The 25,409-nt window shown below is 31.1% G+C and carries 24 protein-coding genes and 1 pseudogene; 15 read left to right on the forward strand and 10 right to left on the reverse strand.

Going from position 1 to position 25,409, the window contains the following annotated elements; translation table 11 throughout:
* Nucleotides 1–132: 132 nt before the first annotated feature.
* From B4N66_RS07895 to B4N66_RS07915, 5 genes are all read left to right on the forward strand, one after another.
* Nucleotides 133–642, forward strand: a complete 510-nt coding sequence (locus tag B4N66_RS07895; protein ID WP_291093765.1) for a hypothetical protein — start codon at nucleotides 133–135, stop codon at nucleotides 640–642.
* 76 nt (nucleotides 643–718) lie between these two features.
* Nucleotides 719–1,258: an NADPH-dependent FMN reductase gene (locus tag B4N66_RS07900; RefSeq protein WP_291093766.1), complete on the forward strand. Its 540-nt coding sequence runs from the start codon at nucleotides 719–721 to the stop codon at nucleotides 1,256–1,258.
* Nucleotides 1,259–1,271: 13 nt separating this feature from the next.
* On the forward strand, nucleotides 1,272–2,564 hold the full coding sequence (locus tag B4N66_RS07905) for an anthranilate synthase component I family protein (protein ID WP_291093768.1): 1,293 nt from the start codon (nucleotides 1,272–1,274) through the stop codon (nucleotides 2,562–2,564).
* Between the two features lie 37 nt (nucleotides 2,565–2,601).
* Complete coding sequence (gene tilS, locus B4N66_RS07910; RefSeq protein ID WP_291093770.1) at nucleotides 2,602–3,906, forward strand: tRNA lysidine(34) synthetase TilS; 1,305 nt, start codon at nucleotides 2,602–2,604, stop codon at nucleotides 3,904–3,906.
* Nucleotides 3,906–5,903 carry a protein-disulfide reductase DsbD family protein gene (locus B4N66_RS07915; protein ID WP_291093772.1) on the forward strand — a complete coding sequence of 666 codons (1,998 nt, stop codon included), beginning with the start codon at nucleotides 3,906–3,908 and terminating at the stop codon, nucleotides 5,901–5,903. The genes tilS and B4N66_RS07915 overlap by 1 nt, the downstream gene beginning before the upstream one ends.
* Before the next feature lie 30 nt (nucleotides 5,904–5,933).
* On the opposite strand, the gene B4N66_RS07920 is transcribed toward B4N66_RS07915, so the two are convergent.
* The 6 genes from B4N66_RS07920 to B4N66_RS07945 all read right to left on the reverse strand — a co-directional run bounded on the left by B4N66_RS07920 (nucleotide 5,934) and on the right by B4N66_RS07945 (nucleotide 12,044).
* A complete protein-coding gene (locus tag B4N66_RS07920) occupies nucleotides 5,934–7,007 on the reverse strand; it encodes an alanine/ornithine racemase family PLP-dependent enzyme (RefSeq protein WP_291093773.1) in 1,074 nt (357 codons plus the stop codon).
* Nucleotides 7,007–8,158, reverse strand: a complete 1,152-nt coding sequence (alr, locus tag B4N66_RS07925; protein WP_291093775.1) for an alanine racemase — start codon at nucleotides 8,156–8,158, stop codon at nucleotides 7,007–7,009. The genes B4N66_RS07920 and alr overlap by 1 nt, the downstream gene beginning before the upstream one ends.
* On the reverse strand, nucleotides 8,148–9,302 hold the full coding sequence (locus B4N66_RS07930; RefSeq protein ID WP_291093777.1) for an amidohydrolase: 1,155 nt from the start codon (nucleotides 9,300–9,302) through the stop codon (nucleotides 8,148–8,150). Before B4N66_RS07930 ends, alr begins: the two co-directional genes overlap by 11 nt.
* Nucleotides 9,303–9,307: 5 nt before the next feature.
* Nucleotides 9,308–9,742 (reverse strand): GNAT family N-acetyltransferase, encoded by a 435-nt coding sequence (locus tag B4N66_RS07935; RefSeq protein ID WP_291093779.1) that lies wholly within the window; start codon nucleotides 9,740–9,742, stop codon nucleotides 9,308–9,310.
* A 298-nt stretch (nucleotides 9,743–10,040) separates the two neighbouring features.
* Nucleotides 10,041–11,246 (reverse strand): sensor histidine kinase, encoded by a 1,206-nt coding sequence (locus tag B4N66_RS07940; RefSeq protein WP_291093780.1) that lies wholly within the window; start codon nucleotides 11,244–11,246, stop codon nucleotides 10,041–10,043.
* Between the two features lie 69 nt (nucleotides 11,247–11,315).
* The gene (locus tag B4N66_RS07945; RefSeq protein ID WP_291093781.1) at nucleotides 11,316–12,044 is read right to left on the reverse strand and encodes a DUF2490 domain-containing protein; all 729 of its coding nucleotides are present in this window, start codon (nucleotides 12,042–12,044) and stop codon (nucleotides 11,316–11,318) included.
* An 81-nt stretch (nucleotides 12,045–12,125) separates the two neighbouring features.
* On the opposite strand from B4N66_RS07945, the pseudogene B4N66_RS07950 reads away from it, so the two are divergent.
* The 3 genes and pseudogenes from B4N66_RS07950 to B4N66_RS07960 all read left to right on the forward strand — a co-directional run.
* A pseudogene (locus B4N66_RS07950) lies at nucleotides 12,126–12,974 on the forward strand (YifB family Mg chelatase-like AAA ATPase); the annotation flags it as partial.
* 232 nt (nucleotides 12,975–13,206) lie between these two features.
* Entirely contained in the window at nucleotides 13,207–13,536 is a 330-nt protein-coding gene (locus tag B4N66_RS07955; RefSeq protein WP_291093783.1) for a hypothetical protein, read from the forward strand.
* Between the two features lie 108 nt (nucleotides 13,537–13,644).
* Nucleotides 13,645–16,731, forward strand: a complete 3,087-nt coding sequence (locus tag B4N66_RS07960; protein WP_291093784.1) for an Eco57I restriction-modification methylase domain-containing protein — start codon at nucleotides 13,645–13,647, stop codon at nucleotides 16,729–16,731.
* A gap of 8 nt (nucleotides 16,732–16,739) precedes the next feature.
* On the opposite strand, the gene B4N66_RS07965 is transcribed toward B4N66_RS07960, so the two are convergent.
* Together B4N66_RS07965 and B4N66_RS07970 are read right to left on the reverse strand one after the other, a co-directional pair.
* Nucleotides 16,740–17,087, reverse strand: coding sequence for a hypothetical protein (locus B4N66_RS07965; protein ID WP_291093785.1), 348 nt, complete (start codon nucleotides 17,085–17,087; stop codon nucleotides 16,740–16,742).
* Nucleotides 17,088–17,279: 192 nt separating this feature from the next.
* Complete coding sequence (locus B4N66_RS07970) at nucleotides 17,280–18,704, reverse strand: hypothetical protein (RefSeq protein ID WP_291093786.1); 1,425 nt, start codon at nucleotides 18,702–18,704, stop codon at nucleotides 17,280–17,282.
* A 459-nt stretch (nucleotides 18,705–19,163) separates the two neighbouring features.
* On the opposite strand from B4N66_RS07970, the gene B4N66_RS07975 reads away from it, so the two are divergent.
* Complete coding sequence (locus tag B4N66_RS07975; RefSeq protein ID WP_291093788.1) at nucleotides 19,164–19,775, forward strand: sigma-70 family RNA polymerase sigma factor; 612 nt, start codon at nucleotides 19,164–19,166, stop codon at nucleotides 19,773–19,775.
* Here B4N66_RS07975 and B4N66_RS07980 read toward each other — a convergent pair.
* Nucleotides 19,772–20,392 carry a sigma-70 family RNA polymerase sigma factor gene (locus B4N66_RS07980; protein ID WP_291093790.1) on the reverse strand — a complete coding sequence of 207 codons (621 nt, stop codon included), beginning with the start codon at nucleotides 20,390–20,392 and terminating at the stop codon, nucleotides 19,772–19,774. The genes B4N66_RS07975 and B4N66_RS07980 overlap by 4 nt on opposite strands.
* Nucleotides 20,393–20,527: 135 nt before the next feature.
* On the opposite strand from B4N66_RS07980, the gene B4N66_RS07985 reads away from it, so the two are divergent.
* From B4N66_RS07985 to B4N66_RS07995, 3 genes are all read left to right on the forward strand, one after another.
* Nucleotides 20,528–20,701 carry a hypothetical protein gene (locus B4N66_RS07985; RefSeq protein ID WP_291093791.1) on the forward strand — a complete coding sequence of 58 codons (174 nt, stop codon included), beginning with the start codon at nucleotides 20,528–20,530 and terminating at the stop codon, nucleotides 20,699–20,701.
* A 136-nt stretch (nucleotides 20,702–20,837) separates the two neighbouring features.
* Nucleotides 20,838–21,197: a hypothetical protein gene (locus B4N66_RS07990; RefSeq protein WP_291093792.1), complete on the forward strand. Its 360-nt coding sequence runs from the start codon at nucleotides 20,838–20,840 to the stop codon at nucleotides 21,195–21,197.
* A 26-nt stretch (nucleotides 21,198–21,223) separates the two neighbouring features.
* Nucleotides 21,224–21,700: a M15 family metallopeptidase gene (locus tag B4N66_RS07995; RefSeq protein WP_291094439.1), complete on the forward strand. Its 477-nt coding sequence runs from the start codon at nucleotides 21,224–21,226 to the stop codon at nucleotides 21,698–21,700.
* Nucleotide 21,701: 1 nt separating this feature from the next.
* Here B4N66_RS07995 and B4N66_RS08000 read toward each other — a convergent pair whose 3' ends face one another.
* Complete coding sequence (locus B4N66_RS08000) at nucleotides 21,702–22,439, reverse strand: hypothetical protein (protein WP_291093794.1); 738 nt, start codon at nucleotides 22,437–22,439, stop codon at nucleotides 21,702–21,704.
* A gap of 91 nt (nucleotides 22,440–22,530) precedes the next feature.
* On the opposite strand from B4N66_RS08000, the gene B4N66_RS08005 reads away from it, so the two are divergent.
* The 3 genes from B4N66_RS08005 to B4N66_RS08015 all read left to right on the forward strand — a co-directional run bounded on the left by B4N66_RS08005 (nucleotide 22,531) and on the right by B4N66_RS08015 (nucleotide 25,354).
* Nucleotides 22,531–23,601, forward strand: a complete 1,071-nt coding sequence (locus tag B4N66_RS08005; RefSeq protein ID WP_291093795.1) for a Clp protease ClpP — start codon at nucleotides 22,531–22,533, stop codon at nucleotides 23,599–23,601.
* 32 nt (nucleotides 23,602–23,633) lie between these two features.
* Nucleotides 23,634–24,680: a hypothetical protein gene (locus tag B4N66_RS08010; protein WP_291093796.1), complete on the forward strand. Its 1,047-nt coding sequence runs from the start codon at nucleotides 23,634–23,636 to the stop codon at nucleotides 24,678–24,680.
* A 92-nt stretch (nucleotides 24,681–24,772) separates the two neighbouring features.
* Nucleotides 24,773–25,354, forward strand: a complete 582-nt coding sequence (locus B4N66_RS08015) for a hypothetical protein (protein WP_291093798.1) — start codon at nucleotides 24,773–24,775, stop codon at nucleotides 25,352–25,354.
* Nucleotides 25,355–25,409: the final 55 nt, after the last annotated feature.

The raw sequence follows: 25,409 nt of genomic DNA on the forward strand, positions 1-25,409 counted from the left end.
TTGTGTTTTATAAATGTTCTAGTGATATTTATAACAAAATGAAAATTCCTTATTTTTTAACATTTGAAATATTGTATGATTTTTTTGTAGTTTTATTTTTTTATTATCAGTATTCACAATCATTTCTTAATTATGAGCAGAAGAGACAAATTAAATACCTTACCAATTTATCAAAAAGCCGAAGAAATACTAAAAATGATTAACGGATTGTTACAAACAATTCCCGAAGAAGATGATTATTTATCACACACAAAATATATGATGCGAGATGATATCGCTATCATTTGTGCCAAAATTGCCGGTGCTGAAGGTGGTAATGAGTACACTATTCGAATGCAAAACGCCGCCATCATTCGTGACTATGCAATGCACTTATATGTGCAAGTAGGCAGTCTTCGTTTTCATGAAAATTTTAAAGACAAAGATTTTGTTCGTTTGATTAGAACAGAAATTGATGAATTCCGGCATTTGTTCATCGATTGGGTAGCCGGATTTGATAAGAATAATCATTATTGGGATGAATGGGAATTATTCAATCCGCCCGGAGCTATTCCGCCAGATCCAAATGCTTATCAAGACCCGGTAAATTTCGACGATTTTTTTGAAGATTTTAATCAGGATGACTTTGATGAAGACGAGTAGTTTTATTTTTAAAAAGTAATTAAACCTTAATTTGAATTGAATTTATTTCTTCCGTACCTTTACAAAAAGAATTTTTATGTCAACTATTTTAGCCTTTGCCGGAAGTAATTCTTCTACTTCCATCAACCACCAATTAGTAACTTATTTAACCACTCAACTACAACAAACTTCGTTCGAATTGTTCAAATTATCCGATATGGATTTGATTGTTTATAGTGAAGATGAGCAACGCGATAACGGATTTCCATCGTCTATCAATCAAATATACAAACACATTCAGGCTGCCGACGGTTTGCTTATTTCGGTAAATGAACACAATAGTAATCCTTCTGCTTTTTTTAAAAATGTATTAGATTGGTTGTCACGATTAGACAGAAAGTTTTTAGAAGGGAAAAAAGTATTTTTACTAAGTGCTTCAATAGGAGCCCGAGGCGGAATAGGTGCCTTGGAAGTGGTTGAAAAATTAATTCCTCGTTTTGGCGGAGAAGTTAGTGTGACTTATTCATTTCCATCGTTTAAAGAAAATTTTTCTATCGAAGAAACTAAAATTAGCAACGATGAAATTAAAAAGGAAATTTTAGAGAAGCTTTATCAATTTGAAGCATCCTTAAAATAATTCTTATTAAAAAATGCTCAGAGCTACAAAAGTCTTTACCATTGAAAATCCAGAAATCTTCAAACAAAAATTATTGATTTGGGGTAATCTGTTCAGAGAAATTGTTTTTTTGGATACCAATAATTATCATCAAAAGTATGCCAATTACGATGCGGTTTTGGCAGTGGATGCTTTTACTTCCGTCAAAACCGATTATTTCAATGCATTTGAAGATTTACATCAGTACCAAACCCATACCAAAGATTGGTTGTTTGGCTATTTGTCGTATGATTTAAAAAATGATACAGAAGTTTTAAAATCTAAAAATTTTGACGGATTAGAATTTCCCGATTTGTTTTTCTTTCAACCTAAAAAGTTGTTTTTTTTGAAAGATAATCAAGTGGAATTACAGTATCTGAATTTGTGTGATGATGAAATGGATGATGATTTTTCAGCAATTATTACTACGAATTCAATTTGCGACTTTGCGACTTTGCGAGAGATTAAAATCCAACAACGAATTTCCAAAGATGCCTATATTCAAAAAGTGTCCAAAATGCTTGAAAAAATTCATCATGGCGATATTTATGAAGCTAATTTTTGTATGGAATTTTTTGCGAAAGATGCAACAATTAATCCGATTGAAATTTATCAAAAGCTCAACGCCATTTCGCAACCACCTTTTGCTGTTTACTTCAAAAATAATCATCAGTTTTTACTTTCCGCTTCACCGGAACGCTATTTAAAAAAAGAAGAAACTAAAATTATTTCACAACCTATAAAAGGAACAGCCCGACGTGTTTTTGATATTGAATTAGATGAACAATCCAAAGCCGAATTAGCCGTAAATCCGAAAGAACGAGCTGAAAACATCATGATCGTCGATTTGGTTCGCAATGATTTATCTCGAACTGCAACGAAAGGTTCTGTTGAAGTGGAAGAATTATGCCAAATTTATACCTTTAAACAAGTGCATCAAATGATTTCGACGGTAGTTTCTCAAGTTGAAAATACGACTTCTCCGGTTGAAATTATCAAAACTACTTTCCCGATGGGAAGTATGACCGGTGCTCCCAAAATTTCTGCTATGAAGATCATTGAAGAGTTAGAAGAAACCAAACGAGGTTTATACAGCGGAGCAATCGGCTATTTTTCTCCTGAAGGTGATTTCGATTTCAATGTTGTGATTCGCAGTATTTTATACAATTCCAAAAATCAATATTTGTCTTTTTCCGTTGGAAGTGCCATCACTTCTGAAGCAACTCCGGAGGGTGAATATGAAGAATGTTTGTTGAAAGCAAAAGCGATGTTTGAGGTGTTGAATTAGAATTATTTCATTCTCACAAAATTCCTTACTTTTGAAAATGTTTTTGAAATTCCAAAACCACATTTCGTCTCATTTTCCTTTTCTTCAAAAGGCAAAAGTTCTAATTGCAGTAAGTGGTGGTTTGGATAGTATGGTTTTGTTAGATTTAATTTCAAAAACGAAAATAGAATTTGCTGTTGCTCATTGCAATTTTCAACTTCGTAATGACGAAAGTAATGAAGATGAAGATTTTGTGAAATCCTTTTGCAAAGAAAATTCCATTCAAGGATTTTTTCAAAAATTTAATACAAAGCAATTTGCCGAAGACGAAAAATTATCGATTCAAGTCGCCGCCCGAAAGTTACGATATGAATGGTTTTATGAATTGTTGGAAACTGAAAATTTCAATTTTGTTGCAACCGCTCATCATTTAGACGATCAATTGGAAACGTTTTTAATCAATTTTTCTCGCGGAACCGGTTTAGATGGATTATGTGGAATTCCATCTCAAAATGATAAAATAATTCGTCCTTTATTGATTTTTTCCAGAGCAGAAATTGAAACTTTTGCGAATGAAAATCAGTTGAAATGGAGAGAAGATTCCAGTAATGCATCTGATAAATATGTTCGCAATAAAATTCGTCATCACGTTGTTCCTATTTTAAAAGAATTAAATCTGAGTTTTTTAGATTCGTTTGAAAATACCATTCAAAACCTCAATCAAGCTCAAAGTTTAGTAGATGATGCTTCGCGAATAGTGTATCGAAAGGTAGTGAAAGATGTTGATAGTCAAAAGATAATTAATCTAAATGAATTGTTGCAACTTCCTAATTATCAAGCGTATTTGTATCAATGGTTGATGCCTTTCGGATTTTCAGCGTGGCAAGATATTTATGATTTGGTGGAAGCTCAATCGGGAAAACAAATTTTTTCCGAGCATTTCAGATTAGTGAAAGATAGAAAAACACTGATTATTGAACCAAAATCTGAAAAAATTTCTGATGAATATTGTATTAATAAAAACCAATCTGAACTTAATTTTCCCTTAAAGTTGACGTTTTGTAACGTGAGTGACATAACTATATCCGATTCAAAAACTATCTTTGTTGATGCAGATGCGTTAAAGTTTCCTTTAAAACTTCGAAAATGGCAAGAAGGTGATTATTTTTACCCTTTTGGAATGAACGGAAAAAAGAAGTTGAGTAAATTTTTTAAAGACGAAAAATTTTCCATCATCGATAAAGAAAATGCTTGGCTTTTATGCTCTGAAAATCAAATCGTTTGGCTTGTTGGAAAACGCTTGGACGACAGATTTAAAGTAACTGAAAACACACAAACTATCATAAAAATTCAATTAGTATAATGAAGAATTTATTTTTTACGCTACTTTCCTTTTTTGTAATTTCCATTACGCAAGCACAAATTTTAGATCCGGTAAAATGGAAAACGTCCATCGAACAAAAATCGGACACGGAATTTCTATTAAAATTTGATGCAACAATTGAAAAAGATTGGCACATTTTTTCGCAGTTTACGCCGGATGGTGGTTCATTACCATCTGTATTCATTTATGAAGATGTAAAAGGAAATTATCAACTTATCGGAAAAACAACAGAAAGTAAATATAAAAAAGTTTACAGTGATGTTTTTGAAGTAGATGAATATATGTTTGAAAATTCAGCTCAATTTCAGCAATTGGTGAAAGTGACAAATCCAGCTTTAAAATCAATAAAAGTTGAGGTAGAATACCAAGCTTGTTTGGAACAATGTATTCAACAATTTAAGAATTTCGAATTTAAATTACCAATAAAAGAAGGTGCAGTTGCAGCTCCGATTGAAACAGGTGATACAATTACAACGGAGAAAGATGAAATTAAAGAAAAATTAGCCACAAAAGAATTAAAAGCAGAAAATAAAAAAGTAGAGAAAAAAGAGGAAAAGAAAGGTCTTTGGACAATATTTATCATCGCTTTCTTCTCCGGATTTGCAGCATTATTAACACCGTGTGTTTTTCCAATGATTCCAATGACTGTGAGTTATTTTACCAAGCAAAGTAAAGACAGATCCAAAGGCATTAAAAATGCAATATTCTACGGACTTTCAATTATTGTAATTTATGTAACGTTAGGTTCAGCCATAACAGCAATTTTTGGAGCTGATTCTTTGAATGAATTATCAACTAGCGTAGCTTTTAACGTGATTTTCTTCGGATTATTAGTCTTTTTTGCTGCGTCATTTTTAGGAGCATTTGAAATCGTTTTACCAAATTCTTGGGCAAATAAAGTGGATCGTCAAGCGGATAGAGGAGGAATCATCGGTATCTTTTTTATGGCATTAGCGTTAGCAATCGTTTCATTTTCTTGTACCGGACCAATTGTTGGAACGTTGATTGTAGAAGCGGCTTCCAAAGGCGGAATTGCTCCGATTGTCGGAATGTTAGGCTTTTCATCAGCCATTGCTTTACCATTTATGTTGTTCGCGTTATTTCCGGGTTGGATGAATTCCTTACCAAAATCAGGAGGATGGTTAAACACCGTAAAAGTTTCGTTGGGATTTTTAGAATTGGCTTTTGCGTTTAAATTTTTATCAAATGCTGATTTGGTTTTACAATTACATTGGTTTGAAAGAGAAACATTTTTAGCGATTTGGATAGCCGTTTTTGGAGCGTGGGCGTTGTATTTGTTTGGTAAATTAACGTTACCGCACGATAGTCCACTCACACATATTTCCGTAGGAAGACTATTTATGGGGTTATTTGTGTTGAGTTTTACAGTTTATATGATTCCCGGACTTTGGGGAGCACCATTAAAGATAATTTCCGGTTTTCCACCACCGTTGCATTACAGCGAAAGTCCAAATGGAGTTGGTGGCAGTGGAATTTCATCAGAATTAGGAGCTTTGCCAAAAGGAGCACATTCCGGACCGCACGGAATTATGGCTTTTCACGATTATAAATATGGTTTGGCTTATGCAAAAGAAGTTAACAAACCCATTTTACTTGACTTTACAGGATACGCTTGTGTAAATTGCCGTAAGATGGAAGATTATGTTTGGTCTGATACAAAGATTCTTTCAATCTTGAAAAATGAAGTGGTTTTAATATCTTTATATGTAGATGATAAAAAAGAACTAGCCGAAAACGAAAAATATGTTTCCAAAGAAACTGGTAAAAAAATCAAAACCATTGGAAATAAATGGAGCGATTTTCAAATCACAAAATACAAAGCCAATGCTCAACCGTATTATTTGATTTTGGATACCGATGGAAATACCATTTCAGATGAACCGGCAAGTTATGACCCGGACATCGATTTATATGAAAAATGGTTACGAAATGGAATTGATAAATTCATAAAATAACAAGAGAAGGAGCCTAAAAAGCTCCTTTTTTTACTCAACTATTTTTTCAATGTAATCAGAATTCAAAAGTTGTAAAGCTCCCATATATCTTACTTTAAAAGATACCAAGTCGCCAACCGAATAGTGATTTTCAGAATTTGAAATATCAACTACTAACATATCCGAACTTGCATCCACGATCGTGATATTTTCATCTTCAGTCTCCAAATATTGGGGTTGCATATCTAGCAAACCAATGTCTAAAATGGCTCGAAGTGATGTTCCGCCTAAATCTTCAATATTTGCAATTGAAAATGAATTTCCTGCTACATTTTCGCCTAATTCACCATCAGGAACATTTGGTTTTTGAGTGATTTCAATGATTTCGGCATATAATTTAAAAACATCGTTATGCATATTTTCAATGGTATCTCCGGTAAATAAATCTTTACCAAAAAATAGAGCTTCGCCTATTCTAAAATGATTCACGGCCATCGGTCTTGCATTCTTTAAAATCAAAGGAACCGCGACTGAAGTTCCGCCCGAAACCCAAGGAATAGAAACGTTGAATTTGGCTTCAATCAATTGTTTGTATAAACTCAGCTGAATCAATTTGTCTTGCGTTGGCATTACACCACTTAAACAATTTAAATTCGTACCAATTCCGCGAACTTCGATGTTTGGCAATTGTAAAACTTCACCATAAAATTGAATTAATTCTTCGCCCATTACACCTTCACGCAAATCGCCCATTTCAATCATAATAATGATTTTATGGATTTTATTTTGTCTAATCGCTTCTTCTGAAAGAAGTTTGATTGTGAAAATTTCGGTGTTAAAACTCACATCGGCAAATTCAACAATTCGTTTGATGCTCAACTTTGCCGGCGGTTTGATGTAAACAGTTTGAATAGCCGGATTAAGTTTTTTAACTTTTTTTAAATTACTGATTCTGGAGTCGTGAATTTCTGTTGCACCAAGAGCAATTAATTCTTTCAAGTAAATTACATTTCCGCATAATAATTTGGAAACAACACCCCATTCTATATTTCTGGATTTGAATAAATCGTCCAGAAAACTATAATTTTCTTGAAGTTTTGATCGATATAATTTGATAAATGCCATTAGATTAAAATTTTTCTGGGAATTGATTTTGAAATTCTCGTGAGTAATTCATAATTTAATTGATTACTGTTTTCGCTAAACGAAGCTACCGAAACATCAATTTTTTCTTGGCTTCCGATGAGAATTACTTCATCGCCAATTTGAATGGAAGGAATATCCGAAACATCCACGAGCATCATATTCATATTGACCGTTCCCACCACCATACATCGATGCTGATTGATGATCACTCGACCTTTGTTGCTCAGCGAACGACTGTAACCGTGAGCATAACCAATTGGAATAGTTGCAATTTTCATTTTTTCTTTCGCCATAAAACTCGTTCCGTAACCAATGAATTCACACGCATCAATTTTTTTGATACTCATCACCTGACTTTTCCAAGAGATTACTCTTTTTAAAGGATCAATTTTCTTTTTTTTGGAGGAAATATAACTGGCAAAAACTTCAGGACTTGGCCATAATCCATATTGCATAATTCCGATGCGAACCATATCCATTCTGGTTTCAGGAAACATAATTGAAGCGGCTGAACAAGCGGAATGTTTTATTTTCGGGATTAAATTTTTCACACAGAAATAAGCATATATTTTTTCAAATCGCTCAATTTGTTGTTTGACTCTAAAGTAATTTGACATACTTTCTGCTCCGGCAAAATGAGTGCATAATCCTTTAAATTCGATATGATTTTCTTCTTTTTTTAGTAAAGAAATTAAACTGTTTAATTCATTTTGAACAAAACCGGTTCGATTCATACCGGTCTCCACTTCAATGTGAACGATGGCTTTTTTGTTTAACTTTTTACTGATTTTAATAGCTAATTCTATCCTTTTTTTATCAAATACAAAAAATTCAATGTCATTTTGAATAACCCATTCCATTAGTTCATCCGAAACAAATCCCATAATCAAAATGGTAACTTTTTTAGGAAGTTGTTTTTTGACGAGTTGAGCTTCGGCAACATCAAAAACAGAAAAATGTGAAACACCAGATTTGTGAGCCATTGTGACAAATTCTTCAATGCCGTGACCATACGCATTTCCTTTTACAACAGAAGAAAGAATGACGTTTTTGCCATACATTTTCTTTAGAAAAAGTAAGTTATTTTGATATGAATCGGGATTAAGTTCGATAACCGAATTAGTGTGCATTATTGATTTCTTTACTGATTTGATGAAATAATTTTACGCCGGTTGAGATAATTTCATCCGGAAAATCATAATCCGAATGATGCAAAGCCGGAATTTCTTTTCCAGCTCCAAGTCCAAACATTGCTCCATTGGAAAGTTGTGTGAACAATCCAAAATCTTCGCCCCAACTAAAAGGAGTATCTTTTTCAAGTACATTTAATCCTAAAATCTTTGAAGCATTTTTGATGAAATTGTTCGCATCAGCATTGTTTTCATTGGCTTGGAAAGATTCCGTCCATTTAATTTTATATTCTAATTGATGATTTTTTGCAATTTCTTTGGTCAAGTTTTCCAATTCGTTTGAAAGTTTTTCCATTTCTTTATTGGTTTGACAACGGATGGTGAAATGAGCTTCACCTTTCCCGGCTGAAACACCATACGCTTTTTCACCTAACGAAATGTAAATAGGAGTAAGGATAGAAAAGTTAGGTTTCGTTTTATCTACTTGATTTTTTTCATCAAATTTTTGAATGATTGATGCAATTGCTAACGCCGGATTAATACCATTTTCAGGTTCGGCAGCGTGAGCAATTTTACCTTTCAATCGAATAATCATACTTTTCACAGCACACGAAAAAGTACCGTCTTTCACAACAATTTGATTTTTATCAAATCCGGGCAAGTTGTGCAAAGCAAAAACATAATCGGGTTTGTAGTTTTTATAATTGTCATCATTGGCTACTTTTTCTGCACCGGAACCATTTTCTTCGGCAGGTTGAAACAATAAAATTACGTTTCCTTTTTCCGGACGTTGATGATGTAATTCGCTCGCCAATCCGCACAAAATAGCCATATGACCATCGTGTCCGCATTTGTGCGAAATAGTATTTTTTACAGATTTATGTTCAAATGAATTTGTTTCTTTAATGGGTAAAGCATCCAATTCACATCTAAATAAAATGGATTTTCCTTCATCAGCACCTTTGTAAACGGCAATAATTCCGGTTCCGCCAATATTTGTTTGCATTTCATCGGGTGGATATTGTCCTAAAAATGAAACAATTCTTTTTGCAGTTTCTATCTCTTTTCCTGATAATTCAGGATTTTTATGTAGTTCTTTTCGAAAACGAATAAGCGATTCCAGTCGTTGGTTTAAATTTTCCATAACGATTATTTGGTTAACCTCATTTCTAAATATTTGTTGGTAAAACCCAACTTTTTATACAAATGAAAAGCCGGATTATCGGGTTCAACGTGCAGTGCAATGGATCCTGTTGCGGAATCAATAGCTTTTTGCATTAGATTTTTTCCGTATCCTTTTCCGCGTTGCGAATTATCAACAGCGATATAAACCAAAATGTTTTCAGGAATATAATCTTTCATGCCGGTATTGTTCAAAATAACGACGCCAACAATTTTATTTTCATTCAAACCAACAACGATGGTGCCGCCTTTGGACGGATTCATCACATAATCGATGCATTTCAAAATATCTTCCGTTTTATCGCCATATTGTTCCAAATGAGTGAATAAAAATTCAGCAATAACTTTTGGAGAATAAGTTGGATGATTTCCTGTTTGAGCGGTAATGAGTTTAAATTCCATAATTCATTTCTATTAAAAATTCAAAGACAAATTGCCTTTATATTTTTTTTAAATTTGATTATTTATGCCGTAATTGGGATTTTCCCAAGGCAGTTGAACAGATAAAACTGTTACTTGATTTTAAGAAGATTTCCTTTGTTGGAAATCAAAAATTTGGATTAGTAGAATGAATGAAAATACCAATGAGTTAATCCAAACAAATCAATTTGACGGTTGCAAAGGTACGAAATAAAAAATAAAAGCCTTTTGCGAAAGATGGCAGAAGGCTTTTAAAACTAACTTTAACTAACTCACTAACTTATTTTTTGAAATATAATTTAAAGGTTGAACCTCTTCCAATTTCTGATTCTAATTCAATTCGACCGTCTAATTTGTGAACCATTTTCTGAACGGTAGATAATCCAATTCCGGTTCCAATATTGTCAAATCTGTCTTTTTTGCCTAAGGTTGTAAAGAATGAAAATACTTTTTCAAAATCAGATTCAGCAATTCCGATACCATTATCTTTTATTGAAAGTAAAATTTCAGATTTTAATTCGGTTAACTCAATTTCAATTTTGACCTTTTCTTTATCATTATATTTAATACTGTTGCTGATTAAATTTGAAATAATTTGTTCCATCGCCATTTTATTCGAATAAAATTCAATTGAATAATACGAAGGCAAAGTAATTTCATATTCATTTTTAGAATCAAGCATCAAAATTATTTTATTAAATAAGGAATTCCAATCGATAGCTTCTTTTTCAGTTGTTTTGATTGTATCACTTTTGTAGTAAATCAAAATAGCATCTACAAAATTTTTCAGTTCCAAAGATGATTTTGAAATGTATTCTAAATATTCATTTCCGGCTTCGTCTATCACATTTCCGTATTCATCTTGAAATAAATGAGTTAACGAAATAATATTATTCAACGGCGATTTAATATCATGCGAAACTACACGAGCAAATTGTTCCAGTTCATTATATTTTGATAGTAAACTAGCATTATTTTCTTCTAACAAAGAATTCTTCTTTCGCAGTTCCAAAAGTTTAATAACTTGATGAGCTAACTTTTGAAGAGCATTCAATTGAAAATCACTCAATCTTTTGGGCTCAAGGTCGTACACACATAGACTTCCCAATGTATGGCCATCGGGATCAATTAGAAGCACACCTGCATAAAAGGCAATATTTGGTTCGCCAATCACATGCGGATTTGTTTGAAAATAAGGATGAATTTTCATATTTTCAACCTCAATTTCTTTCATATTGTTCATCATTAAATAGGAACAAAATGAATTCTCTATCGGAACTTCGGTATAATCAAATCCGACTTTGGATTTAAACCATTGTCTATCTTTGTCCATCAACGTGATAGATGAAATGGGAACTTGACATATCTGCGAAGCTAATTCTGCTATATCATCAAAATCTTTTTCCGGCTTTGTATCTAATATATTGTAACTTTTCAAGGCGGCTAATCGCTCATTTTCTTGATTTATTTGGGTTAAATCATTCATGAATTCGTATTTTAGTGTTTATTGGTATATAATTTACGTTAAAATACGACTATTGGATTTATAAAAATTTTATTTAACTGTTTTTTTTGATAAATTAAAATTATGAAAAATAAGTAGTTGAATATTATGATTCATTCTGAACGAATAATCAGTGTTTGATTCAATTAATTGATTCATATAGGCCAACTGAAAAGTCATAGTTTTGGTTTGATAACCAATTCCAAGAGAAATTCTATTTTGATCTAATCGAAAATCATTTTTTATTTCGTGACCGGCATTAAATAATATTTCATCCGAAGCCATTACAAAAAACTGATTTTTTTGTTGATTTTTAAAATAATATCGTGTTTGAAAAAGGTAGCGAAATCGGTAATTAAAATTGAATTCATTTTGGAGAAAATCATCAGTGATTACACCTCTAAATCTAGCTTCATATCGAACTCGATGAAAAAATCGAAAACTTTCTTTTTGATGACTAAAAGTAGTTTGTCCCCAAACCCGATGTTCCGGTCTAAAGGTCTTATTTTGATTTGTGGGATAAAACCAAGCGTGAGCATAACCAACGGTTGAAGTTGTTTTTAGCGAATTTGAAAAATGATAAGTCAATCCGGTTCTCGCAATCACAAAACTTTCCGGAACCCAATGAAAATCATTCCAGATTGAAAAAGAATTAGAAATTTTCGATTGCGTAATGTATCCTACCCAAATTTGTCTCTTTTCATCTGTAATTTGTTGAGAATTAGATAAATTTGAAAAAAAAGAAAGAAGGAGTAAAGCAGAAATTTTCAAAAAATTCATAACGGCAGAATAATTTTCATCAAAATTACTTCATTTTTGAGAATGAATTTGTGATATTTGTCATACATAAATTTATACGCCATGTTAGTTAAAGTATTCGGAAGTGCCGTTTTCGGTGTAGAAGCCACCACAATTACAGTAGAAGTAAACATTGATAAAGGAGTGGGCTACCACTTGGTCGGATTGCCCGACAATGCCATCAAAGAAAGCAGTTACCGCATTGCTGCCGCTTTAAAAAACAATGGGTATTCTTTACCTGTTAAAAAAATCACAATCAACATGGCTCCGGCCGATTTGCGAAAAGAAGGTTCAGCGTATGATTTGACTTTGGCTGTTGGAATTCTTGTAGCAACAAGCCAAATTAAGGCAGAAGAATTAAGTCAGTATGTTATTATGGGCGAACTTTCGCTTGATGGAGGTTTGCAACCCATAAAAGGAGCTCTGTCGATCGCGATTAAAGCGAAAGAAGAAGGTTTTAAAGGATTTATTCTTCCTATTCAAAATGTAAAAGAAGCTGCGATAGTAGAAGGTTTGGATGTGTATGGTGTTGAAAATGTACTTCAAGTCATTGATTTTTTTGAAGGAAGAGGCGATTTGCAACCCACTTTAATTGATACTCAAACCGAATTTTCTCGAACATTAGAATTTCCTGAATTTGATTTTTCGGATGTAAAAGGTCAGGAGGGAATCAAACGTTGTATGGAAATTGCTGCTGCGGGAGGTCACAATATCATTTTAATTGGTCCACCAGGTTCAGGAAAAACGATGTTAGCCAAGCGAATGCCTAGCATTTTGCCACCAATGACAATGAAAGAAGCGTTGGAAACCACCAAAATTCACTCCGTAGCCGGAAAAATTAAAGATGCGGGATTGATGAGTCAACGACCTTTTAGAAGTCCGCATCATACGGCTTCGAGTGTTGGTCTCGTGTAATGGTAGGTGTTCTATACCTATACCTACCATTGTAAGAGTGTAACATCAGTTATCTTCTTGTAATGAGAGGTGTAAAGGTAAAGAAAAATAATAATTGATAACAAATAATAATTGAAAATTTATTGATTACCCTTAGGTTATAATATACTGTATTATAGGGTAATAAAAAAATTTTATTTTACTTTTTTACTTGATAGCTTTGTATTCAAATAACCTTAAATTTATTCCTATGGGACAAGCCAAAAAAAGAATGTTAGAACTAGAATCTGAAAATGATTTGGAAGATTTTCTTTCACAAATCTTAGATTCAAATATTATTCTGCACCCCGCTGTAAGTGGAATTGCACGTCAAGTACTTGATAAGGGTGTTGAATCAATGTCTGAAAGACAAAAAAATGTCATTGATAATTTTGTAAATAATTTTAAAAATGACCATAGTTGTAATGGATGTGTAGATGGTAATATTGGTTCACTAACTGATTACATTTATATTTTTGATAATTCTGATAATCTTTGTCCCACTTGTCAAAATTCGTGGGATAAATTAATGAAAGAATAATTATTTGAATTACTAATTTTTATTAATGGCTACTTTAGTAGCCATTTTTTTATGTTCAAAATTCAATATCTTCTTTTTATTCTTATTTTAGCAATTCATTTATAAAGTATGGCTACAAATATCAACGAATCACATAAAAAAGTTCTTGAATTAATAAGGGATTTTGAAGAAAATGAAAATTATTATTTATCATCAAAATATCAAGAATCAGAAGTAAGAACTGGGTTCATTGATAAATTTTGGGATGCTTTGGGTTGGGATGTTTACCATAATGTTCAAAAGAACCCATTCAAACAAGAAGTTAAGATTGAAAAACCCCAAAGACAAGATGGGGGTTTAGGTCAAAAACGTGCTGATTATGCTTTTTTCTTAGCACCCGATTACAAACAAGTTAAATTCTTTGTTGAAGCCAAAAAACCTTCAAGGGCTTTAAAACAAAACAAAGATGATTATTTTCAAACCGCAAAATATGGTTGGAATGCTGGTACTGGAGTTTCAGTATTAACTGATTTTCAAGAATTCGTTATAATTGATTGTCGTAATATTCCAGACTTTGATACGATTTTAAAAAATCAAATTGAATATTTTCATTATCAAGAATTAAAAGATATTGATGTTTTTGAAAAAATTTATTGGTTGTTTTCACGTGAAGCGGTTGATGCTGGCAATCTTGCAACGTATATTGAAGATTTACCAAAACCAAAAGGTTCTGATAAACAATTAAAACTTTTTGGTGGTCGTTATCTAACTATTGATGTTAGTTTTTTGAATTACATTGATTCTGTTAGATTCAAAATTGCACAAGCTTTATATAATAACAATAATAAACTCGATAAATATCAATTAACTGAAGCAACACAGAAAGTTGTGGATAGAGTAGTATTTATGCGGTTTCTCGAAGATAAAGCTATTGAACCCGAAAACATACTTCACAATATTGGTATTCACAACCACCCTTGGCAAAAATTCATAACGGAATCAAAAAGATTGGATGCCAAATACAACGGAATTGTATTTAAACCAAGTTTCATTGATAATGATTCTTTTTTGGGTGCTGATGAAGGGATATTTAGGGATATTTGTTTAGAACTTGACCACACCAATACACCATACGATTTTAATTACATCCCAATTCACATCTTGGGTAATATTTATGAAAGATTCTTAGGTAAAATTATTGAAATTGATAGTGGGGTTTGTAAAATTGTCGATAAACCAGAAGTTAGAAAAGCTGGAGGGGTTTTCTACACCCCTAAATATGTAGTTGATTATATTGTAAAAGATACTGTTGGTAAGCATATTGAAAATAAGAAGCCAAAAGAAATTGCAAAATTATCATTTGCTGATATTGCGTGTGGGTCAGGGTCATTCCTGATTGGTGTATTTGATTATTTACTTGATTACCATTTGAATTACTATAATTTGAATATTAATGAAGCTAAAAAAGATGGGTGCAAATATGATAATGAAAGTGGTAAATGGATATTGACCATCAACCAAAAGCAAGATATTTTATTAAATAACATCTATGGTGTTGACATTGATTTACAAGCTACAGAAGTAACACAATTATCTTTGTTTTTAAAGATGTTAGAAGATGAAACCACTAGCACCGCTAATGATATGCAAGTTTTATTTTCAACAAAGATTTTACCAGATTTGACCACCAATATAAAGTGTGGTAATTCATTGATTGGCTTTGAAATAATGGATTATGTAATGGATTTTGGAACAGAAGAAAGAAGGAAATACAATCCATTTGATTATAAAACAGCTTTTCCCAGAGTGTTCAACAGCAAAAGTGAAGGTTTTACTGTAATCGTTGGAAACCCACCTTATGTTAAAGAAAAAACTAGCAAAGAAATATTTGATTCAGTTCGACTTGGCAAATTGGAGAAATACTTTCAAGGTAAAATGGATTTATGGTATTTCTTTACTTGCTATGGTTTAGATTTACTAAAACCAAAAGGTGTACTTGGTTTTATCATTCCAAATAATTGGGTCAGTAATGCTGGTGCAAGTAAAATGAGAAAAAAAGTAATTGAAGATTCAAAATTAATTAAACTGATAGATTTTGGTTCTTATATGGTTTTTGAAGATGCTTCAATTCAAACAATGATTATGATTATTGAAAAGGATAGTAAAACAGATAACTACAGCTTCAAAAATCAAACTTTTAACGTTGGAAAAGTTAAGGAAGAAGTTATTCAAAAGGAATTACTTGAAGGTTCAAATAATATATCAATCACCATCAATCCAATTGTTAAAAGGAAACAATTAAAAAATAAGTTTCTAAAATTTGACAATGAAAATGATAAGCTAATACTTGATAATATTTTGAAATCAGCAAATTTTAAACTTGACCCCAGCAAAGAAGTTGCACAGGGTATTGTAACACCACAAGATAGTTTAAATGAAAAAAATGCAAACATATTAGGACAAGGTTTCAAAAAATATGATGGAATTTTTCTTTTATCAAATGATGAACTGAAAACAAAAGGGTTTACTGATGATGAAATGAAACTTATTAAACCTCTTTATACTTCAAGTGAACTAGGTAAATATTGTTCAATTAAAAAAAACAAATTGAATGTTATTTATACTGATTCATCATTTAAAAACATAAGTAAAATTGAATCCTATCCAAACATTAAAAATCATTTAGATAAATTCAAATCAATAATTACTTCTGATAATAAACCTTACGGTTTGCACCGTGCCAGAAATGAAAAATTCTTTACAGAAGAAAAGATTTTATCATTAAGAAAATGTGTTGAACCAACTTTTACCTATTCTAATGAAGAAAATTATGTTCTACAATCATACAACATAATTAAATCAAAAAGAATAAATTTAAAGTATTTGACTGGAATCCTTAATTCTAAACTGATTAAGTTCTGGTTATTAAAAAAAGGTAAGATGCAAGGTGATATTTTTCAAGTTGATAAAGCTCCTATTTTGCAAATCCCAATCCATAAGACAAAGGATAAGGAAATCGAAAATCAAATGATTTCATTTGTTGACAAAATTATAAAAGCTAAAGGTCAAGAACACAGTTCAGAAAGTTCACACGACAAAGAATTTTTTTATAACTATTCTAAAAGTGTTGTAAATGATATTGATAATCTTGTTTACAAGATTTATAATATTTCAGATGAAGAACAAGCCATTATTGAATCATTGTTGAAGCAATAATTTTAAATTTAATAAATGTAAATATCAACATCCTTTTCATCAACAATCACTTCCTTTATTTGACGTTCCATTATAAGCGAAATAACGAGGTTTAAGGCACTATCTTCATCAATATCATAATCAATGTTATCTGATGCGTTTTGGTCAAAATGTAGGGTTAAATATGATGTTGTTTCCATTTCTTCCTTCATTTCATCATCAACAAAATCCACAGGATTATCCAATTCACTTCCAAAGTAATCAATGTTCACAAGGTTGCTGTGAATAAGTTCATTTAGCAATTCAATTACATTCAAATTTGATGGTATTTCAAATCTTGGTGTGGTTAGAATTATTGTATGTGTTTTTGTTATCATTTCTTTTTGTGAAATTGTTTTGAAAATTCATCACCATTGCCTTCACCAATGATTGGGAAAAATAAAAGAAAAATGCAATTAAGGCAATATCTAATATACCTAATCCAATATGGCAGTTTCTTTTTTCGTTTGGCTTTCATACTTCCAAAAATAATAAAAAAAGCTAATCAATCAAGATTAGCTTCAATTATTTTATGCTGAATATGAATTAATTTCATTTAAAAATTCATCATCCCAGATTGCCAGTACATCATCATCATCTTCTTCAACTTCTGATGAATCCAATGAATCTTCTAAGAGGGTTTTAACGTGCAATGATGGGCTAATTCCGTACATACTGGTTGTAATTTCATTGAAAGTATCAATAATCGTGTTCACTTCACTTTCACGGCATACAAATGAATCGTGAATTGTAAACGGTTTAATACATAGTTTACCCAATGCTGGGATTATAACACTAATAATCGTTGTTGATTCAATGGTTGATAGCTTGTTTGCAAGTGTTGCGTTATGAATGGCATTGGTTTCATTGATGTAATTCATAATATTTGGAAACAAACCACCAAAGAATTCTTTAATCTTAGCAAATGATTCAACCTTAGAAAAGAAAATCTTGAATAACATACTTTTCATATCTGTTCTAGTTTTAATCTTACCAGAATATTTTTGATATTCATCAGCTAAATATTCATAAAATGTACCACCAATAACCAATTTACCATAGCGTTCCAATTCATCTTCTGGGATTGCTTTTTCAACTTTCAACAAAGTGTATAAGAAGTAAGGTTGTGAACTTTTAATATCAACATTATAAAGCTTTTCATCACTCATTAGAAATTGTCTTAATACTGTTGGTAGGTTGGTTAAATTGGTATCTAATCTTCCATTGGTATCATTTCTTTTGAAATACAAGTAACCGTTTTTGATGCAAAGTATCTTGAAATGATTGGTTGTGAATCGATGTAAAATGTTATGCAATTCTTTTGAATACAATAAAATCCTACCACGGTTTGATTTCCATTTTCTTTTGCAATCAATGATGTCCTTTATATCAGCTTCAGATAAAAGGATTCTTTTGTTGAAACAAAGTGTTTTGATTTCGGTAACGGCTTGGTTAAAGATGAAATTGTAAGCACCATCAGCATCAATTTTAAACGTATTAAAATAATTTGTTTGTGAGAATTCAAGTTTCTTTTCAAAGAATTTCTTTCTTTCTTTTTCCAGTAAACCAATACGTTTGTTGATGTTTTTATCTTGAATAGTGATTTCAACTTTCTTGGATAATAATTCTGGTGCTATCTTGTAGGATTTAGAAAAAACCCCAACGTAGTAGTGTGGGTTGACATCAATAATATTGTTATCAATAAGGAAGTTTAAACCAGCGGTTATACTGTTTTTATCCACTATAAGCTTTTTAAATACACTTTGTGGTAATTGAACATAACCATAAATTTTTTGAAGTTGGGTTTTATAATTTATTTGTTTGCGATAAATTAAATCAATGATGCAATACAAGTCATCTTTTCTTTTGTATTCTAATTTATCTAATTCTTGTTTTACCATTTCTGGTACAAATCTGGTGAATTGTTGTTCTTGTTTTTTTAATAATTTTTTCAATTTGGGTTAATACTTTATTCTCTTATTATGTTTTCTCTTTTTCCGTTCTTGGTAAGAGAAGCTGGGGTAATTACTCCCCAGCAACCAAGGCAATCATAACTGACTACATAAATAAATATCTAGGTTTTTTGAAAACGCCAATTTATTTTTAATTAATTTACTAATAAGTGTTCAAATAGTCAATAGTTTTAGATAAATATATTTTTTGGACACTATTTTAATTTCTTGTTAAGTATTGATTTTATTGGTGCTAACAAGGTTTTTAATTACATTTCAGACACATAAAGAAAGCGTGCTTTCCGCCGAGGGCGAGAACGTTGTTCTCTTTATGTGTCTGAAATCGATATAAATATTCTGTTAACCCTTATCAATAAAGGGCTAACAAAGATTCAAAAATTTAGTGTTTCAGTATTATTTACTATTTCATTCATCAAATTATATTTAATTAAAATATGTTTTATGAATGAGATTTTAAATGAATACAAAGGATTTATAAATCTTTTAGCAAATAAATATGGTCAAAACAAGTTTGATGATGACCTTAAACAAGAGGGTTATATTGGATTAATACTTGCACATCAAAGATATAAAGATGAAGTTGGACCGTTTGAAAATTATGCCAAAAGATATATTAAGGGGTCAATGTTAACCTTTTTAAATATGAAAACAAGTGTTGTTAAAAAGCAAACAAATAAAAAGGAATTTCCTTTGGTTGTAGGAATTGAGAACCCAATTGATGATAATCTAAATACGCTTGCAGATGTTATGGAAGATGAATTTTATGATGAATCAATGGATGATAATAAATTCAACAAGATTCATAAATTAAAATATCATATTAAAAAAATGGATGTTACAGTTCAAAAGATTTTAGAAATGCGATACAATCAAGAAAAAACATTTAATGAAATGTCGGAAGATTTAATACATTCTGGTGATACTTGTCGTGCTAAACATCGAAAAGCTATTGAACACCTTCAATCAAAAATGGGAACACCACAAATCGATTATTTAAAATTGGTTAAAATTAAAAAAGTACAAAAACCATCACCAATAAAAAAAGGCTCTTAAAGAGCCTTAATTTTTCTTCGGTAAAGTCTAGGTTTTATTTTTTTTGTTCTGATATTCATTTCAGGATTCAAACCAAATTTTTCTTTTAATTTCCCAATTGCATTTTTATATTTTAAAGCAATATTTTGGGTGGTTGTTCCAAGTTCATCCGATATTTCATTAAATGTTTTTTCTTCATAGAATCGCATTTTTAGAACCACTTGATAGGAAGGTTTCAATTCATCAAGATAACGTCCTAAAAGGTCTCTAATCAACAAATCATTATCATCAAATGAATTATCTTCTTCAACCTCAAATAGCATATCACCAACCGTTTCATCAGAATCAATTCCTAATGGTTGACTGGTTGAAATAAATTTGTTTTCTTCTTCATTATTTCTTGAATGTGGTTTTCTGATTGTTCTAGAATTTGCTGTCAACCAGTTTTTCATTTCACCAACAATATACCATTGGGCAAATGAATGAAAATCACCTTTGGTTTCATCATATTTTTCCCTTGCCAAATGCAATCCAATATGACCAACTTGTTTAAGGTCATCATCAAACTTATCCATTCCATATTTGGATGCCAATTTTTGAATGTATCGGTTGTAATTAAAGGTTGTTCCAGTTTCCATATTTCTTTTAATAAAAATATATGGCTGTATGAAAGAATGTAAATACAGAATATGGTCAAAATCAAAATATGTTGAAATATTAAATTTTTGTTTTTCATTTAGCTAAATTTGTTTATTAACTATCAATCAATTAAAATGAAAACAATTAAAATTTCGGATAAAACTGATACAGAATATAATGTATTTATTAATCAAATTACTTGTGTTTTCGCATCGTATCAAGGTGGTTCATACGTGCGATTATCTTGTGGAAGACAAATTGAAACAAAACAAGAAGTAGAAGATATTTTAAAATTAATAGATGATTAAACCCTTTTTATCTATTCCTAATCTTCAATCCGTATTATCAATACGGATTTTTTTATTTAATCATTTTTGAGTTTACAAACCATCCAATTGGAAGTATAATTCAATCAATGGAACTATAATTTTCCATTGGATAAAAATGATAAGAGTTTTATGTGCAGTAGTGGTTGGTGTATTGATTGGGTTAAGTTTTCGAGTTCAAAGGGTTTGTGATGAAAATCCACATATCATTGAAAAAACTTCAATTCAATATGATACCATATTTATTGAAAAGCCAATCAACCAGTATATTGTTAGGGTTGATTCAATTGAAAAGATTGTAACGGTTCAGAAAGAAATTAACCCATTTGAACATACTTATAATTTCTACAAGCGGATTGAATCGGATGATAAAAAAGTATCGGTAAATCTTATGATAAATGGGTGGGGTGGAGTGTATCAAATCAAAAGCAATGTATCACATTCTGATTCAATTTTTAATCCAACCCCACAAGAATAACGTGAAGATTAGTATTAATTTTAATGATTGACAAGGTAACAGAAGAAAGAATAAAACTTTTACATCCATCAGTTAGGGATGAAGTAAGCAAAATAATATGTGATTGCAATAATTTATTAACTGGGAAAGCAAAATTAAGAATTAGCCAAGGTTTAAGAACATTCAAAGAACAAGATGATTTATATGCACTAGGAAGAACAATCAAAGGAAAAAAAGTAACCAATGCAAAAGGTGGTCAATCGGTACATAACTATGGATTTGCAGTTGATATAGTATTAATCATTGATGGTAAAACAGCAAGTTGGGATGTTGCTAAGGATTGGGATGATGATAAAAAAGCTGATTGGATGGAATGTGTTGAAATATTCAAAAACAATGGCTGGGCTTGGGGTGGTGATTGGAAAAATTTTAAAGATTTACCACACTTTGAAAAAAAAGGTTTTAACGATTGGAAACAGTTATCAAAGCTACCAAAAGATGAAAATGTATATGTAATAATTTAAATCAATCAAAATCTAATTTTTCATATTCTAACAAACTGTAAATTAAATATAATTTTCTGTTCAATTCTTTATCATTTAAATCTTCAATATTACCTTTAATCCTCATTACTTTTACATAATTTATACTAGTAGTAACTTTATTTAATTCAGTAATAGCCAATAATTCGGTTAAATCATCCACTAATATATGAATCAAATTTTTAACGGCATTTTTAAAGGTGCTTCCACTTTTATTATCTAATAATATACTTTTAGCATAAAATTCTATACAAAGAAGAGTGTGGTCTGTAAATTCTAAAATGTTTGCAAGATTGGCTTTTTGTTGGTCATTTAATGGTTGTAAATAATCTTTTTGATAGTTTCGTGCTATTTCATAACTTAAACTACTTTCAATATATTTTAAATGATTGACTGAATCTTGATAGTTATCAGTTTGACTTTGAAAATCATTTTTAATTTCTTTTATTTTTGAATCAAACTCGTTACGTACACTAAAAAATGTCGTAGCACCTAAAATTGCAAAAAGTGCTGTAACTGTAAAGAGTATAAGAGATGAATCTCTATTAATCTGTTCAATATAAAAATCTTCTTTAGCTTTTTGTAAATCGGGTTGAGGTTTAGAAAGATTTTCAGATTTTAAAGTTTCTACCCTACTTTGTAAAGAGTCGCTTTTTAAATAAAAATAAGTTCCACCACAAATTAAAAAAGCTATAATCAAACCTAATATAAAGTTTTTCATCTAAATAAATTTATTCAAATATAAATAATTATCACTATCCCTAATAATTCTTAGGGATTCTTTTTTTGATACAACCATATATATATAAGTAATGAAAGCTACTATTTATATAACTGGTGAAATCGGTGTTGAAACTACTCTTTTGGATGTAGTTAAACAAGTTAAACAAAATCCATCTGCAACTGAATTATTTGTAAAAATAGATTCAATTGGTGGTTATGTCCAAGATGGAAAAGACATCTACAATTACTTAAAAAATCTTGATAAGAAGATTACAACCTTCACTACTAAATCCTATTCAATCGCTTCAATGATTTTTATGGCTGGTGAGGAAAGAATCATTCCAGAAAATGCACAAGATGCTTTGATGATTCACTTGCCTTGGATGGAAGCACAAGGAAACCATTCACAAATCCAAGAATACTTAAAAGGATTAAAGAATGTAGAAGATGAATTGGTGAATTTTTATTCAGAATCAATTGGAATCGATGAAAACACAATCCATTCACTTTTAGCAAACGAAACATTTTTAAATGCTGAAGAAGCAAAAAATCTAGGCTTTGCAACATCACTTCAACCAGCACAATTAGCAGTAGCAAAATTACATAATGAAAAAGAAAAAGAAACTTTAATGAACAAAGTGATGAACAAACTTGACAACATTTTAAATGTGTTGACAGGAAAAAAAGTAAAAGCTGAATTGGTAATCCAAGATGCAACTGGAATCGATTTAGTATTTCCAAATTTAGAAAGTACAGATGAACCATTTATTGATGATGAAATGATGGTTGACGGTCAAAATGCAAATGGTGAATACTTGTTACCAGATGGAAAAAAAATTACTGCTGAAAATGGAATCGTAACACAAATTGAAATTCCAACTGATGAACCAGTTGAAGGTGATGAACCAGAACAAACAGATGAACCAACCGATGCTTTAAATCAAGAAGAACAAAACAATGAAGATTCAATTGATGAATCAACTGAAATGATGTTAAAGGTTTTGGAAGAGTTAACAGCCAAAGTAAATGATTTAGAAGCACAAAACAAAGCACTTGCAAAACAAATTGGAAGTGATTTTAAGGTTGAAAATACCAATCCAAATTCTGCAATCAAAGCAGTAAACAAAAATGAAAAAACATTCTCAATTAAGAGAAAATAATAACAATAAAAAAAAGCTAATGAAATAAATAAATGGCAAATTTTAATTTCGATAACGTAACGTTATCACCAAAAGAAGTAACTGAATTAAGCAAAGCAATATTTGAAACTGCTTTCGCAAACCCTGAACTTTCAAAAATGCACACCATTGTTGAAGGTATCGATATGAAAACTCAAATTTTGATATTGGGTTCAATGGCAATGCAAGGTTTAGCATCTGGTGATAGCTGTGATGCACAAGATTCAGATGCTGGTATTGTGGCAACACAAAAATACTGGGAAAATAACAAAATTGAAGTAAGAATCCCTTACTGTGTTACTGACTTACCAGCCCTTTTAAAGGCTTTTGGTCAAAGAACAAACAAATATGATGTATCAGGAAGTGAAGAAATTCAATTCTTAGCATCAAGATTATTAGAAGCATTGGATGAAGCCATTCTTAGATTGACTTGGTTTGGTGATAAAGATGCACAAAATGTCGTTTCAGGTGGTACAATCACAAACGGTACTAACTTAGGTTACTTCAATTCAGTTGATGGTATTTGGAAACAAATTTTCGCTGGTGTAACTGCTGGTGATATTAAAAGAGCAACCATAGCTTCAAATACTGGAACTACTTTTTCAGCACAAGAATTAGCAAGTGGTGAAGCACTTGTTGCAATGCGTAAAGTTTACAACCAATCAGATTCAAGATTGAAAAATCATCTTGATGGTATGTTTATCGTAACACAAACTGTTTATGATAACTTCTTAGATAAATTGGAAGATGCTGGTCTTAATGCTGTTGGTCAATTAGCTGTTAACGATGGTGTAATGACTTACAGAGGAAAAGAAATCGTTGTTGCTGATTTCTGGGATAGAAATATCACAGCTTATCAAACTAACGGTACAAAATATAACCTTCCAAACAGAATTGTTTACACAATCAAAGACAACATCCCAGTTGGTACACTTGATTCAGGTGAATTCAAACAATTAGATGTATGGTATGATAAAACAGATAGAAAAGTTTATACAGAAAACATTTTCTCTTTAGATGCAAAAGTTCTTGAACCTTACTTCATTTCAGTAGCATACTAAAAAATACAAGTTTTGGGTGCTGGTAATAAGCACCCAAGATTTTAAATAACATATAGATTAACATATTAAATACAATGTCAGATTTAAATACAATGTCAGATTGTTTAAAAAAATTAACTCAAAATATCACCTATGATTCTTGTACACCAGCATTAAGAGCTAAAACAGGATTAGAAACAAAAGCAGTAATCATAAATCGTAGTGATTTAGATTTTACAGCTATTACAGAAAGCGGTGCAACCGTTACCAATCTTAGTTTAATGTCAGGTGCAACTGGGTATTCAATCAATTGGGTAAAACAATTAGGTAATACAGCATCAGCATACAGCGTAAATGATGGATTAGACACTTACAACCATTCATTTATTTGCCGTGTTTTTGGTCAATCAGCATCTGATGCTGAAATCATCAAAGAATTAGGTGAAGGTGAATTCCTAGTAGTAGTTGAAACTAAATTCAAAGGGGTTGACCAGAAAGACGCTTATAAGATTTTCGGACTTGAATCGGGTCTTAAAAAATCTGAAGGTACATTTTCATCAATTGAAAATGATGGTTCTTATGTGTTCACACTTTCAAGTGTTGAAGGCTTTGGTGAATCATATCCTTACAAAGTGTATTTGGAAACAGATTACACCACAACTAAAACAAAATTTGATGCATTATTTGCTTCATAAATAGTTTACAAAAGACCAATTATAAAGTATAATTAAAGGTAGATGGTATCAACTA

This window comes from Flavobacterium sp. UBA2787, assembly GCA_002352205.1.
Taxonomy (GTDB): domain Bacteria; phylum Bacteroidota; class Bacteroidia; order Flavobacteriales; family Flavobacteriaceae; genus Flavobacterium.

Excerpts from the sequence above, each read along its gene's own strand:
- B4N66_RS07905 (WP_291093768.1), top strand. The coding sequence starts at position 1,272 with ATGCTCAGAGCTACAAAAGTCTTTACCATTGAAAATCCAGAAATCTTC.
- B4N66_RS08000 (WP_291093794.1), bottom strand. The coding sequence starts at position 22,439 with ATGAAAAACTTTATATTAGGTTTGATTATAGCTTTTTTAATTTGTGGT.
- B4N66_RS08010 (WP_291093796.1), top strand. The coding sequence starts at position 23,634 with ATGGCAAATTTTAATTTCGATAACGTAACGTTATCACCAAAAGAAGTA.
- B4N66_RS07990 (WP_291093792.1), top strand. The coding sequence starts at position 20,838 with ATGATAAGAGTTTTATGTGCAGTAGTGGTTGGTGTATTGATTGGGTTA.
- B4N66_RS08005 (WP_291093795.1), top strand. The coding sequence starts at position 22,531 with ATGAAAGCTACTATTTATATAACTGGTGAAATCGGTGTTGAAACTACT.
- B4N66_RS07965 (WP_291093785.1), bottom strand. The coding sequence starts at position 17,087 with ATGATAACAAAAACACATACAATAATTCTAACCACACCAAGATTTGAA.
- alr (WP_291093775.1), bottom strand. The coding sequence starts at position 8,158 with ATGCACACTAATTCGGTTATCGAACTTAATCCCGATTCATATCAAAAT.
- B4N66_RS07960 (WP_291093784.1), top strand. The coding sequence starts at position 13,645 with ATGGCTACAAATATCAACGAATCACATAAAAAAGTTCTTGAATTAATA.
- B4N66_RS07975 (WP_291093788.1), top strand. The coding sequence starts at position 19,164 with ATGAATGAGATTTTAAATGAATACAAAGGATTTATAAATCTTTTAGCA.
- B4N66_RS07920 (WP_291093773.1), bottom strand. The coding sequence starts at position 7,007 with ATGGCATTTATCAAATTATATCGATCAAAACTTCAAGAAAATTATAGT.
- B4N66_RS07900 (WP_291093766.1), top strand. The coding sequence starts at position 719 with ATGTCAACTATTTTAGCCTTTGCCGGAAGTAATTCTTCTACTTCCATC.
- B4N66_RS07980 (WP_291093790.1), bottom strand. The coding sequence starts at position 20,392 with ATGGAAACTGGAACAACCTTTAATTACAACCGATACATTCAAAAATTG.
- B4N66_RS07935 (WP_291093779.1), bottom strand. The coding sequence starts at position 9,742 with ATGGAATTTAAACTCATTACCGCTCAAACAGGAAATCATCCAACTTAT.
- B4N66_RS07985 (WP_291093791.1), top strand. The coding sequence starts at position 20,528 with ATGAAAACAATTAAAATTTCGGATAAAACTGATACAGAATATAATGTA.
- B4N66_RS08015 (WP_291093798.1), top strand. The coding sequence starts at position 24,773 with ATGTCAGATTGTTTAAAAAAATTAACTCAAAATATCACCTATGATTCT.
- B4N66_RS07945 (WP_291093781.1), bottom strand. The coding sequence starts at position 12,044 with ATGAATTTTTTGAAAATTTCTGCTTTACTCCTTCTTTCTTTTTTTTCA.
- tilS (WP_291093770.1), top strand. The coding sequence starts at position 2,602 with ATGTTTTTGAAATTCCAAAACCACATTTCGTCTCATTTTCCTTTTCTT.
- B4N66_RS07940 (WP_291093780.1), bottom strand. The coding sequence starts at position 11,246 with ATGAATGATTTAACCCAAATAAATCAAGAAAATGAGCGATTAGCCGCC.
- B4N66_RS07915 (WP_291093772.1), top strand. The coding sequence starts at position 3,906 with ATGAAGAATTTATTTTTTACGCTACTTTCCTTTTTTGTAATTTCCATT.
- B4N66_RS07955 (WP_291093783.1), top strand. The coding sequence starts at position 13,207 with ATGGGACAAGCCAAAAAAAGAATGTTAGAACTAGAATCTGAAAATGAT.
- B4N66_RS07930 (WP_291093777.1), bottom strand. The coding sequence starts at position 9,302 with ATGGAAAATTTAAACCAACGACTGGAATCGCTTATTCGTTTTCGAAAA.
- B4N66_RS07895 (WP_291093765.1), top strand. The coding sequence starts at position 133 with ATGAGCAGAAGAGACAAATTAAATACCTTACCAATTTATCAAAAAGCC.